Annotated in this window: 10 protein-coding genes; 5 read left to right on the forward strand and 5 right to left on the reverse strand. The window is 63.0% G+C overall.

From position 1 onward, the window contains the following. Nucleotides 1-84 precede the first annotated feature (84 nt). The 4 genes from mmsB to AC3WVQ_RS26230 all read right to left on the reverse strand — a co-directional run bounded on the left by mmsB (nucleotide 85) and on the right by AC3WVQ_RS26230 (nucleotide 4,800). Nucleotides 85-981 carry a 3-hydroxyisobutyrate dehydrogenase gene (gene mmsB / locus AC3WVQ_RS26215; RefSeq protein WP_492383219.1) on the reverse strand — a complete coding sequence of 299 codons (897 nt, stop codon included), beginning with the start codon at nucleotides 979-981 and terminating at the stop codon, nucleotides 85-87. Between the two features lie 58 nt (nucleotides 982-1,039). After that, the gene (locus tag AC3WVQ_RS26220) at nucleotides 1,040-2,098 is read right to left on the reverse strand and encodes an enoyl-CoA hydratase/isomerase family protein (protein WP_034800107.1); all 1,059 of its coding nucleotides are present in this window, start codon (nucleotides 2,096-2,098) and stop codon (nucleotides 1,040-1,042) included. A gap of 23 nt (nucleotides 2,099-2,121) precedes the next feature. Continuing rightward, nucleotides 2,122-3,264, reverse strand: a complete 1,143-nt coding sequence (locus AC3WVQ_RS26225) for an isobutyryl-CoA dehydrogenase (protein WP_162731945.1) — start codon at nucleotides 3,262-3,264, stop codon at nucleotides 2,122-2,124. 117 nt (nucleotides 3,265-3,381) lie between these two features. Then, nucleotides 3,382-4,800, reverse strand: a complete 1,419-nt coding sequence (locus AC3WVQ_RS26230; RefSeq protein ID WP_034800105.1) for a helix-turn-helix domain-containing protein — start codon at nucleotides 4,798-4,800, stop codon at nucleotides 3,382-3,384. A 157-nt stretch (nucleotides 4,801-4,957) separates the two neighbouring features. Here AC3WVQ_RS26230 and AC3WVQ_RS26235 point away from each other — a divergent pair, with 157 nt between their 5' ends. The 5 genes from AC3WVQ_RS26235 to AC3WVQ_RS26255 all read left to right on the forward strand — a co-directional run bounded on the left by AC3WVQ_RS26235 (nucleotide 4,958) and on the right by AC3WVQ_RS26255 (nucleotide 12,348). Further along, on the forward strand, nucleotides 4,958-6,490 hold the full coding sequence (locus tag AC3WVQ_RS26235) for an acyl-CoA carboxylase subunit beta (RefSeq protein WP_034800104.1): 1,533 nt from the start codon (nucleotides 4,958-4,960) through the stop codon (nucleotides 6,488-6,490). An 11-nt stretch (nucleotides 6,491-6,501) separates the two neighbouring features. Then, nucleotides 6,502-6,792 (forward strand): hypothetical protein, encoded by a 291-nt coding sequence (locus AC3WVQ_RS26240; protein WP_029742742.1) that lies wholly within the window; start codon nucleotides 6,502-6,504, stop codon nucleotides 6,790-6,792. Nucleotides 6,793-6,822: 30 nt separating this feature from the next. Then, nucleotides 6,823-8,826, forward strand: coding sequence for an acetyl-CoA carboxylase biotin carboxylase subunit (locus AC3WVQ_RS26245; protein ID WP_034800103.1), 2,004 nt, complete (start codon nucleotides 6,823-6,825; stop codon nucleotides 8,824-8,826). Nucleotides 8,827-8,866: 40 nt separating this feature from the next. Then, nucleotides 8,867-11,005 carry a methylmalonyl-CoA mutase gene (gene scpA, locus AC3WVQ_RS26250; RefSeq protein WP_492383220.1) on the forward strand — a complete coding sequence of 713 codons (2,139 nt, stop codon included), beginning with the start codon at nucleotides 8,867-8,869 and terminating at the stop codon, nucleotides 11,003-11,005. Between the two features lie 80 nt (nucleotides 11,006-11,085). Beyond that, nucleotides 11,086-12,348, forward strand: a complete 1,263-nt coding sequence (locus AC3WVQ_RS26255) for a hypothetical protein (RefSeq protein WP_492383221.1) — start codon at nucleotides 11,086-11,088, stop codon at nucleotides 12,346-12,348. Here AC3WVQ_RS26255 and AC3WVQ_RS26260 read toward each other — a convergent pair. Then, the gene (locus tag AC3WVQ_RS26260; protein WP_060583590.1) at nucleotides 12,329-12,868 is read right to left on the reverse strand and encodes a hypothetical protein; all 540 of its coding nucleotides are present in this window, start codon (nucleotides 12,866-12,868) and stop codon (nucleotides 12,329-12,331) included. The genes AC3WVQ_RS26255 and AC3WVQ_RS26260 overlap by 20 nt on opposite strands. Nucleotide 12,869: the final 1 nt, after the last annotated feature.

Genomic DNA, 12,869 nt, shown 5'->3' on the forward strand with positions numbered 1-12,869 from the left:
AATTAAACGGTATTTCTATCCACAGACAGCAGCAGCCACCTTCCGCCCGCTTAAACGGGCGGAAATCGATCGGCACGGGATGAATTAACCGGCCTTGGCCTCGTCTTTCCCGCGCAACAGACGGATCAGCGCCGAAAAATCCTCGCCACCATGGCCGAGTTTCTCGAACATTGAATAGAGCTGCGCGGCCTGCGCGCCCATCGGCGTCGTCGCACCAGCGGCACTCGCTGCCTGCTGCGACAGCTTCAGGTCCTTCAGCATCAGGCTTGCGGCAAAGCCCGGCTTATACTCGTTGTTGGCGGGCGAGGTCGGAACCGGGCCCGGCACCGGGCAATAGGTCGTCAGCGACCAGCACTGGCCGGACGACGTAGAAGCCACGTCAAACAGTGCCTGGTGCGACAGGCCGAGACGCTCGGCCAGCACGAAAGCTTCGCAGACACCGGCCATGGAAATGCCGAGGATCATGTTGTTGCAGATCTTCGCCGCCTGACCGGCGCCCCCACCTCCGCAATGGACGATTTTCTTGCCCATGGCGTCGAGCAGCGGCTTGCCGCGCGAAAAAGCCTCGTCGCTGCCGCCGACCATGAAGGTCAAGGTGCCAGCCGCAGCACCACCGGTGCCACCGGAAACCGGTGCGTCGAGCGAGGGGCAGCCGATCTTTTCGGCGAGCATATGAGCTTTCCGGGCGCTATCGACGTCTATCGTCGAACTGTCGATCAGGAGCGTGCCCGGATCGACGAAGCCGAGAAGTTCATCCCAGACGTAGAGGACATGGGCGCCGGCCGGCAGCATGGTGATGACGCATTCAGCACCGCGCACCGCATGTGCTATCGAGCCGGCGACGGAAACGCCGGTCTTCGCCGCGGCGTTGCGCGAAGCCTCAGACAGGTCGAAGCCTGTGACCGCGTGTCCCGCCTTCACCAGATTGGCGGCCATCGGACCGCCCATATTGCCGAGCCCGATAAAGGCGATCTTCGTCATGTCATTCCTCCTCGCATTGAAACTCGGCCAAAACCGAACTGCGACCCATCCTCAGGCGCTAGAACAGTGGCGGGTGATCTTTGCGCGCAAATCGCGCGAGCCTATCGGGCGTCACGTCGGCAAGTCCAACCGACCATTTCGGATTGCGGTCCTTGTCGATCACAGCGGCACGCACGCCCTCGTAGAAATCGGGATTGGCGAGCATGCCGAGCGTCGCGGAGTATTCGCGCTCAAGGCATTCGTTCAGCGAAGCACTGCGGCGGCCGGCGCGCAGGAGATCGAGCGTCAGCTTCATGCTGAGCGCGGAACGGGAGTTCAAGAGCGCGAGCGTCTCCCTGGCAAAATCGGAACCATCGGCTTCGAGCGCCGCGAGGATCTCTTCGATCGTATCGAAGGCAAAGCAACGGTCAATCAGGGCAAGATGGCCTTGAAGCGGCGTTGCCGGAGCTTCCGAAGCATGCTTGGCAATCACGCCGTCGACATCCGCGCTGCCCGCGCTCGGCGCAAGTGCGGCGAGATCAGCGATCAAGGCTTCCAGCTTGTCCGCAGCGACAAAACTGTCCGCGAGCCGCGCAAGGATCGCGTCGGCAGCAACGATGTCCCGGCCGGTGAGACCGAGATAGGTGCCGAATTCACCGGGCGCCTTCGGCAAAAGCCAGGTGGCCCCGACATCCGGGAAGTAGCCGATGCCGGTTTCGGGCATTGCAAGCCTGGTGCGCTCGGTAACGATCCTATGGCTGCCGTGGGCGGAGATTCCGACGCCACCGCCCATGACGATGCCGTCCATGATGGCGATATAGGGCCTACGGTAGCCGGAGATGCGGCTGTTGACGACGAACTCCTCGCGCCAGAACTGGGCGCCCTCCTCCGGGCGCTCGCGGCCGCTCTCATAGATCATTCGGATATCACCGCCGGCGCAAAGCCCGCGCTCGCCCTCGCCGGTGACAAGCACGGCAGCGACCGCCGGATCGTTCTCGAATTCGGTCAGGGCCGCCGCGATTAACCGGATCATCGGCACGTTGAGGCTGTTCAGCGCGCGCGTGCGGTTCAACCGGATCCGGCCGACCGCGCCCTGGCGCTCGACGATCACTTCCGGTGCTGGCGTCTGCATTTCCATGAGCGGTCTTTCCCGTTTCTGGCCTATTTCCGGCCGATAAGCGAACGCGCCACGATGAGGCGCATGATCTCGTTGGTGCCTTCCAGGATCTGGTGCACCCGAAGGTCCCTGACAATCTTCTCGACACCATAATCGGCGAGATAGCCATAGCCGCCATGAAGCTGCAGCGCGTCGTTGGCGACGGCGAAGCAGCGGTCGGTGACGAAGCGCTTGGCCATGGCGCAGAGCTTCGTCGCTTCCGGGTCGCCCGCATCGAGCGCCGAAGCGGCACGCCAAAGGAAAGTGCGGGCGATTTCGAGATCGGTCGCCATGTCGGCGAGACGGAACTGTAGCGCCTGGAATTCGCCGATCGCCTTGCCAAAGGCGCGCCGCTCCTGAACGTAGGCCAGCGCCCTTTCGAAGGCCGATTGAGCACCGCCGAGCGACGCGGCGGCGATGTTCAAGCGACCGCCATCGAGCCCGCCCATGGCGATCTTGAAGCCGTCGCCTTCGCCGCCGAGGCGATTTTCAGCGGGTACGCGCACGCCGTCGAGCATGACGGCGCGGGTCGGCTGCACGTGCCAGCCCATCTTCTTCTCGTTGGCGCCGAAGGTCAGGCCCGGCGCATCCTTCTCGACGATGAAGGTCGAGATCCCCTTGGGGCCGTCTTCGCCGGTGCGCGCCATGATCACATAGAGGCCGGATTCACCGGCGCCGGAGATGAACTGTTTCTGGCCGGTCAGCACATAGCTGTCGCCGTCCTTGACCGCCTTTGTCTTCAGCGCCGCCGCATCCGAACCGGAACCGGGCTCGGTCAGGCAGTAGCTCGCGAGCACGTCCATGGTCAAAAGCTTGGGCAGCAGCCGCTGGCGCTGCTCGTTGGTGCCATAACGGTCGATCATGCCGGCGCACATATTGTGGATCGACATGAAGGAGGCGACGGCGGGGCAGCCGGTCGCCAACGCCTCGATGATGATCGCAGCGTCTAGCCGGGTCAGGCCCGTGCCGCCGACATCGTCACGGACGTAGATGCCGGCCATGCCGAGTGCGGCGGCGCCGCGCAACGTGTCGACCGGAAAATGCTTCTGCTGATCCCAGTCGATCGCGTGAGGGGCAATCTCGTCGCGGGCGAAATCGAGCGCCATCTGACGAATGGCCTCCTGTTCCTCCGACAGGCGAAAATCCATATGCATGTCCTCCCTGACCGCATAGTCGAGCAATTAGGGCCTAGTTACACCAAACCTCCGGCAGGCCCATATGCAACTTCTCACAGGGTCTGTTCAAAAATGAACAGACAAGCCCAATCAGCTCTCACTTAGACGATACGGCAGAGCGCCGCGTAAGTCATGATCCACAATCAGGCGACGCTTCAATGGCGGTACGGCCCGGCTGGCGCATTTCGTGCGCTCGCAGATGCGACAGGAAATACCGATCGGGTCGAAGGCGGCGCGGTTGCCGAGATCCATGTCGTCGGCATAGACGAAAGCATCGGCGTAGGAGATCTCGCAGCCGAGCGCCAGCGCATAACGCGGCTGCGCGGCGCGGAAACCACCGCCACCCTTGGTGATCTGGGTGGCGAGACAGAGGTAGCGCACGCCGTCAGGCGTTTCGGCGAGTTGCCGGATGATCCTACCCGGAGTCTCGAAGGCCTGGTGCACGTTCCAGAGCGGACAGGCGGCACCGAAGCGGGCGAATTGCAGCTTCGCGGCGCTATGGCGCTTGGTGATGTTGCCGGCGCGATCGATGCGGGCAAAGAAGATCGGAATGCCCTTCTGCCCCGGTCGCTGCAGGGTCGAAAGGCGGTGACAGACCTGCTCCAATGAGGCGCCGAAACGGGCGGCGAGCAGCTCGATATCGTGCCGCAAGTCGCGGGCGGCTTTTGAGAACGCCTGATAGGGCAAGATGAGCGCACCGGCGAAATAGTTCTGCAGGCCGATGCGACAGATCTCATAGGCCTCTTCCGTGCGGAAACCGGCGCTGCCGGCCACCCGGTCGATCTCCTCGCGGGCATGAAGCTGGGCGATCTGCAGGGCGATCTGAAAGTCGCGCGTCGCTGGCGGCGCGTAAGGATTGAGCGTCAGGATACGGGCACGCGGATCGAAGCGACGGATCGCCTCGTCGCCGGCAGCACCGCGCACAACACGGACGCCATGGCGCTGCTCCAGATAGCTTGCAAGCGCTGCATGATTGTCGCCTTCGCCGAGCCCGAGTTCGCTCGCCAGCCGCTCCGCGAGTATATCAATCTCGTGGATGTAGTTGTCGACGAAATGGAAGAAGTCGCGCACTTCCTCATAGGGCGTCGTTTCGACGAAGGGGCCGCCGCGGCCGATGGTGTCGTCGATGCTCGCAAGCTGTTCGCTGTTGCGGCGGTAGGCCTGGTGGCAGGTGATCAGTGCATGCGCCAGGCCTGGCGCGTTCTGGGCAACGAGCTTCAGCTCCTGCAGGCTCGCCGAATAGGTCTCGAACAGGGGGTCGCTGAGCGCTTCCGATAGCGCCGAAAGCAGGCGATCGCCCTCCCCGGTCGAAAGCTCGGCGATGTCGATCTGGAATTTTTCGGCGAGCGCCAAAAGCACCGCCGCCGAAACCGGCCGCTGGTTGTTTTCGATCTGGTTGAGATAGCTGGTGGAAATACCGATGCGTTCAGCGAACTGACCTTGTGTCGCCTTGTTCGCTTCCCGCAATTCCCTGACCTTGCGGCCGATGTAGAGCTTGCCGATCGCCATGTTTGCAACTTTGCAATTTACGTTTCACAAAATACTCTATTTCACATTTGCACATGAAGAGACGTTTTTCCATGCCGTCTTCGACGCTATTGCGAAGCTCGAAGCGCCTCTGCACAATCGTTGAAAAAGCCGGGCATCAAAAAATCGGGAGGGCACCATGCGCGCCATACTAGAACAGGTCGAAGCCCGCAGGGCGGAAGCAAGAGCCGGCGGCGGCCAGCGGCGGATCGATGCCCAGCACGGCAAAGGCAAGCTGACGGCGCGCGAACGCATCGTGGTGCTGCTCGATGAAGGCTCCTTCGAAGAATACGACATGTACGTCACGCACCGCTGCGTCGACTTCGGCATGGAAGGCCAGAAGGTCGCGGGCGACGGCGTCGTCACCGGCTGGGGCACAATCAATGGCCGCCAGGTCTATGTCTTCTCCCAGGACTTTACGGTGCTCGGCGGTTCGCTGTCGGAAACGCATGCGCAGAAGATCTGCAAGATCATGGATATGGCTGTACGCAACGGCGCGCCGGTCATCGGCCTCAACGACTCGGGCGGCGCCCGCATCCAGGAAGGCGTGGCCTCCCTTGCCGGCTATGCCGAGGTCTTCCGCCGCAATGCCGAAGCCTCGGGCGTCATCCCGCAGATCTCGGTCATCATGGGGCCCTGCGCTGGCGGCGCCGTCTATTCGCCGGCCATGACCGACTTCATCTTCATGGTGCGTGACTCCTCCTACATGTTCGTGACCGGGCCCGACGTCGTAAAGACCGTGACCAACGAGATCGTCACGGCCGAAGAACTCGGCGGTGCGGGCACGCACACGAAAAAGTCCTCCGTCGCCGACGCAGCCTACGAGAACGACATCGAAACGCTTGAGCACGTGCGCCTGCTCTTCGATTTCCTGCCGCTCAACAACCGAGAGAAGCCGCCGGTCCGTCCCTTCCACGACGACCCGGCGCGGCTCGAAATGCGTTTGGACAGCCTGATCCCCGATAGCGCCACCAAGCCCTACGACATGAAGGAACTGATCCTTGCGCTCGCCGACGAAGGTGATTTTTTCGAGCTGCAGCAGAGCTTTGCCCGCAACATCATCACCGGCTTCATCCGCATGGAGGGCCAGACAGTCGGCGTCGTCGCCAACCAGCCGATGGTGCTTGCCGGCTGCCTCGATATCGACAGCTCGCGCAAGGCCGCGCGTTTCGTACGCTTCTGCGACGCCTTCTCGATCCCGATCCTGACGTTGGTCGACGTGCCCGGCTTCCTGCCTGGCACGGCGCAGGAGTATGGCGGCGTCATCAAGCACGGCGCCAAGCTGCTCTTCGCCTATAGCCAAGCGACCGTGCCAATGGTGACGCTGATCACCCGCAAGGCCTATGGGGGCGCCTACGACGTCATGGCCTCCAAGCACATCGGCGCCGACGTCAACTATGCCTGGCCGACCGCCGAGATCGCCGTGATGGGCGCCAAGGGCGCAACCGAGATCCTCTACCGTTCGGAACTCGGCGATGCCGAGAAGATTGCGGCGCGCACCAAAGAATACGAGGAGCGCTTCGCCAATCCGTTCGTCGCCGCCGAGCGTGGCTTCATCGACGAAGTGATCATGCCGCATTCGTCGCGTCGCCGCATCGCTCGTGCCTTCGCATCCTTGCGCAACAAGCAGGTCGATGTCCGCTGGCGCAAGCACGACACGATCCCGCTCTGATGGAGGCGACGATGGAACGGGAGCCGGAACGCGTAATGACACCGGAAGAGGCCCGACGCGACCACTGGCAGATGCTGCGCTACATGACCGTCAACGCGCTGATCGGCGTTGCGATCGGGGCCATAACGGCCGGCGTGCTGATCTGGCTCAATATCGGCGCGGTCGGCACGCACATCATACGCTCGACGAGCCCGGTACTCGCAACCCTCATGGTCGTGGTGCCTTTCGCGTTGCTCTTTGGAGGTGCTGCCGCAGCATCCTCGATCGCGCTTCTGCCCTATCGCCGCAAGTTCAAACGCTGACGCGCAGTCCGGATTTGAAAGAGAAACAAGATGTTCAAGAAAATCCTCATCGCCAACCGTGGTGAAATCGCCTGCCGCGTCATAAAGACTGCGAAGAAGCTCGGCATCGCAACGGTCGCGGTCTATTCCGACGCCGATCGCGACGCGATGCATGTGCGCATGGCGGATGAGGCGGTGCATATCGGCCCCTCGCCCTCGGCGCAGTCCTATATCGTCATCGACAAAATTATCGATGCGATCCGCAAGACCGGCGCCGATGCCGTTCATCCGGGCTATGGCTTCCTTTCGGAAAATGCCGCCTTTGCGCAAGCCCTGGAAAAGGAAGGCGTTGCGTTCATCGGCCCGCCGGTTGGAGCCATCCAGGCGATGGGCGACAAGATCACCTCGAAGAAGCTCGCGGCCGAAGCGGGTGTCTCCACGGTTCCGGGCCATATGGGTCTGATCGAGGATGCCGACGAGGCGGTTCGGATCGCCGGTTCGATCGGCTATCCCGTCATGATCAAGGCTTCGGCCGGTGGCGGCGGCAAGGGCATGCGCATCGCCTGGAACGACCAGGAGGCACGCGAAGGCTTCCAGTCGTCGAAGAACGAAGCGAAGAACGCCTTTGGCGATGACCGCATCTTCATTGAGAAATTCGTGACCGAGCCACGCCATATCGAAATCCAGGTACTCGGCGACAAACACGGCAATACGCTTTACCTGGGCGAACGCGAATGCTCGATCCAGCGACGCAACCAGAAGGTCATCGAAGAAGCCCCCTCGCCCTTCCTCGACGCCGAGACCCGCAAGGCCATGGGCGAACAGGCGGTCGCGCTCGCCAAGGCCGTCGGCTATCATTCGGCCGGTACCGTCGAGTTCATCGTCGACGGCAAGCGCAATTTCTACTTCCTCGAAATGAACACCCGCCTGCAGGTGGAGCATCCGGTGACCGAGCTCATCACCGGGCTCGATCTCGTCGAGCAGATGATCCGTGTTGCGAGTGGCGAAAAACTAGCTTTCGGCCAGGACGACGTAAAGCTCAATGGCTGGGCGATCGAAAGCCGGCTCTATGCGGAAGACCCCTACCGCAATTTCCTGCCGTCGATCGGTCGGCTGACGCGCTATCGTCCCCCGGTCGAGGGCAGACGCGAAGATGGCACGGTGACACGCAACGATACCGGCGTCTTCGAGGGCGGCGAGATCTCGATGTATTACGACCCGATGATCGCCAAGCTCTGCACCTGGGGGCCGGATCGCAAGACGGCAGTCGATGCCATGGCCGATGCGCTCGATCAGTTCGAGGTGGAAGGCATCGGTCACAACCTGCCGTTCCTTGCAGCCGTCATGCAGCAGCAGCGGTTCCGAGAGGGCCGGCTGACCACGGCCTATATCGCCGAGGAATTCGCCGACGGCTTCCACGGCGTTGCGGCCGACGAGCAGTCGCTTCGCAAGATCGCAGCCGTCGCCGTATCGATCAATCAGGTGCTGCAGGAGCGCGCCAGCCAGATCTCCGGCACGATCGGCAATCACCGTCGCATCGTCGGTCACGACTGGGTGGTCAGCCTCGGCGATCACAACTTCGCAGTCACCGCCGGCGCGTCTGCCGATGGTGCCTATGTCCGATTTGCCGACGGCGCCTCGGTTACGATCGCCGGTGACTGGGCTCCCGGCCGCACCCTTGCCACCTTCAACATCGACAATGAGCCCTTGAGCGTCAAAGTCGATCGGGTTGGAACCGCCATCCGGCTCCGCTGGCGCGGCATCGACACCATTGCCCACGTCAGAAGCCCGCGGGTTGCGGAGCTGGCGCGGCTGATGCCGAAAAAGCTGCCACCGGACACGTCGCGCATGCTGCTCTGCCCCATGCCGGGTGTCATCACCTCGGTCACGGTCAAGGCCGGCGACACCGTCGAGGCCGGGCAGGCTCTTGCCGTGGTCGAAGCGATGAAGATGGAAAACATTCTGCGCGCCGAAAAGAAGGCCGTGGTCAAGCGCGTGGCGGTCGCCGCCGGCGCCAGCCTCGCGGTCGACGAACTGATCATGGAATTCGAATGATGGCGACGGCCGTCGACGCCATCATCCAGGAGAACATCCGATGACCGAAAAGACCACCAAGGACTGGGAAACGCTCGCCGAGCGTGAACTGAAGGCAGCGCCGGCAAGCCTCACCTGGCAGACGCCCGAGGGCATTGCGGTCAAGCCGCTCTATACGGCCGGTGACCTCAACGGCATCGATCATTTGGATTCGCTGCCGGGCTTCGAGCCTTTCGTGCGTGGTCCGCGCGCGACCATGTATGCCGGGCGTCCCTGGACGATCCGCCAATATGCCGGATTCTCCACGGCCGAAGCTTCGAACGCCTTCTATCGGAAGAATCTCGCGGCCGGACAAAAGGGCCTTTCCGTCGCCTTCGACCTTGCGACCCATCGCGGCTACGACAGCGATCATCCGCGCGTCGAAGGCGATGTCGGCAAGGCAGGGGTTGCGATCGACTCGGTCGAGGACATGAAGATCCTGTTCGACGGCATTCCGCTCGACGAGATGTCGGTCTCGATGACCATGAACGGCGCGGTCATTCCGATCCTCGCCTCCTTCATCGTTGCCGGCGAGGAACAGGGCGTTTCGCGCGACAAGCTCTCGGGGACCATCCAGAACGACATCCTCAAGGAGTTCATGGTCCGCAACACCTACATCTACCCGCCGGAACCCTCGATGCGCATCGTCGCGGATATCATCGAGTATACGGCGAAGGAGATGCCGAAGTTCAATTCGATCTCGATCTCCGGCTACCACATGCAGGAAGCCGGCGCGACGCTGGTGCAGGAGCTTGCCTTCACGCTCGCCGACGGGCGCGAATATGTGCGGGCTGCCCTTGCCAAGGGGCTCAACGTCGACGAGTTCGCCGGGAGGCTTTCGTTCTTCTTCGCCATCGGCATGAATTTCTTTATGGAAGCGGCGAAGCTTCGGGCGGCGCGGCTGCTCTGGACCCGGATCATGAAGGAGTTCGAGCCGAAGAAGCCGTCTTCGCTGATGCTGCGTACCCATTGCCAGACCTCGGGCGTCTCGCTGCAGGAGCAGGATCCCTATAACAACATCATCCGCACCGCTTTCGAGGCGATGTCGGCCGCCCTTGGCGGCACGCAATCGCTGCACACCAACTCCTTCGACGAGGCGATCGCGCTGCCGACGGAGTTTTCAGCGCGCATCGCCCGCAACACGCAGCTGATCCTGCAGCACGAGACCGGTGTCACCAAGGTCGTCGATCCGCTTGCCGGCTCCTACTATGTCGAGAGCCTGACCAATGAACTCGCCGAAAAGGCCTGGGCGCTGATCGAAGAGGTCGAGGCGATGGGCGGCATGACCCGTGCGGTCAACGCCGGCCTGCCGAAGCGACTGATCGAAGAGGCCGCGACCCGCCGCCAGGCCGCGGTCGACAAGGGCGAGGAAATCATCGTCGGCGTCAACAAGTACCGGCTCGACAACGAGGAGCCGATCGACATCCTGGAAATTGACAACAGCGCCGTGCGCGCCGCGCAGATCCGTCGCATCGAGGAAACGAAGCGGCGGCGCGACAGCGCAAAGGTGAAAGAGACCCTGGCCGCGGTTTCAAAGGTCGCCTCGACCGGCGAAGGCAACCTCTTGGCGGCCGCCGTCGAAGCGGCGCGGTCGCGCGCGACCGTCGGCGAAATCTCCGATGCGATGCGCGGCGCCTTTGGTGACCATGCCGCAACGCCCAAGGTCGTCAGCAAGATCTATGGCAAGGCCTATGAGGGCGAGCCTGAACTCGAGGTGCTCTCCGGCCGCCTCGACGAAGTTTCGGCGAAACTCGGCCGCAAGCCGAAAATCATGGTCGCCAAGCTCGGCCAGGACGGCCACGACCGGGGCGCCAAGGTGATCGCGTCGGCCTTTGGCGACATCGGCTTCGACGTGCTTGCCGGCCCGTTGTTCCAGACACCGGAGGAAGCGGCCGACATGGCGCTTGCGAGCAAGGTCAATGTCATTGGCGTCTCTTCGCTCGCAGCCGGCCATAAGACGCTGATGCCGCAATTGGCCGAAGCGCTGAAAAAGCGTGGCGGCGAGGATGTCATCGTCATCTGTGGGGGTGTCATCCCTCGCCAGGACTATGACTATCTCATGGAGAACGGCGTGTCGGCGGTCTTCGGCCCCGGCACCAACGTGCTCGATGCGGCACGCGCGGTGCTCGACCTGATCGAGGGCAAGCGCCGCAACATCTGACGCCGGGCGACGCGGAGGACATTGTCTCTCCGCCCGCCCGAGCGGTTGTCGTTACCGGCCGACGCAACTATGGTGTCGGCATGACGTCGATCGCCGAAGTGTTCGGACCCTTTGCCCTGATGGCGCGCCTTCTCGCCCGCTTCTGGCCGCAGCTCCTGCTGATCGCCGCCTGCGGCGCCATCGTGCACGATCTCCTGATGCGGGCAGCCGTCTGGATCGGGATGCAGCATCCGCTCGGCGGCATGGTCACGCTCTCCCTCGTCGTGTTGGCGAAGCTCGTCGTCATCGTGCTGATGTTCATGGTCCTTCGCCCGGGCTTGCCGGCGCTCGAAGCGCTCCGGCAGCAACCGGCTGCGGCGCCTGTCGAGAGCAAGGTGCCGAAGGCCGAGCGCAGGCTGCTCGCCGTCACCGCCGCCGCCCTGCTGCCGTTCTTTGCCTACTACGCCGCCTGGGGTTTTCTCGGCGAGACCGTGCGCGAATATTCGCGGTCAGCACTTGCTGCCGTCGCTTTCGGCGAAAAAGCCAACTTCTTCGATATTCTGGGGTCGCGCGGCGTTCTCGTGTCGATCGCGCTCTGCTGGCTTGTACGCTGGGGCGCAAAACGCATGAGCAAGCTGAGCGAAGCGCCCGTCTGGCGTCTTCTGATTGTAGCCGCAGATGCAAGCTGGATCTTCATCGGTCTCTACGGCCTGTCGGTCTGGAAGGACCAGGTGATCACCTGGCTAGGCGCCGGCAAGCTTCTGAGCATGAACGGCTTCGCCTTCGCCGGCATTGCGCATGCCACCGAGACCTTCGTGCCGGTGGAATTGAGAAAACCTGACTGGGATAGCCAGGCCACAGGCCTGTTCTTCTATGCGCTCCTTCCGGTCGTCTGGCTGGTCATGGCGGCCATCATCAACGGCTACGAGCTTTCGAGCGCAACACCGCGCACCCGGCCGACATCGCCAAAGCCGCGCCGCGCCCGCACGCTGCGCAAATGGGTCGCCGATTTTCTCGACCACTTCATCAGCGATTATCGCTCCCGCTATGCGCCGATCTGGACCTGCCTGAAGCTGACGCTCGGCTCGGGGCTGGCGGCACTTTTCGCCTTTATCATCGCCTACAATGCCATTGCCTGGCTCGGCGGCTGGACCTGGTACGCGGCAACACGGACGCTGGACGTGGCAGATCTTGCGCGCTGGCGGCTCGTTTTCGATGCCGTGAGCCTTTTCATCGGCAGCCCCAGCGATCTCAACGGCGGCATCGTGCTCGATGCCCTGCGCATCACCCTGCTGGCGGCGATGCTCGAACACGCCGTTTCCCGTCAGGCCGAGAAAGTCGAGATCAACTACGCGTCCACTTGAACACCAGCGTCTCGTCACTGGCGCCGGGAAATTCGATCCGCAGCGAAAGGTCCCGCGCCTCCGCCGGAACGATGAAGCTCTCGGCCATGCGGACGGGGCTGCCGGCCTTGGCATCCGTAAAGGCCAGGACACTGCAGCGCGGACGCTCGGCCACCTCCGGATACATCTCTCGCACGATCGGCTCGGTCAGGGTGACCGGTTCGAAGCGGCGCCCTTTGTCGTCGATCAGTCGAACGCGGCAGGCGCCCTTCGACAAAGCGGCGAGATCGGTCGGCGATGCCTCGAATTCGGTAAGAATGACGCGTGCGTCGTCGGTGCGCGGCAGGCGTCGCATATCCATAAGCTTCCATTGCCCGCCGGCGAAGGCCTGCGCCGCTCCATCCGCAACGACGACTTCCGGGCTACCGCCGGCGAGCCATTGGCTCTCACCAAGGCTTTCCCATGCGCGGGCGACGAAGGCGAGCGGCAGCGCGACGATCAACGCGAGCAGGCAGGTCCAGAAGGTGCGTTTCTCGCTCATG

This window comes from Ensifer sp. EB106-05-01-XG146 (genome assembly GCF_058791875.1).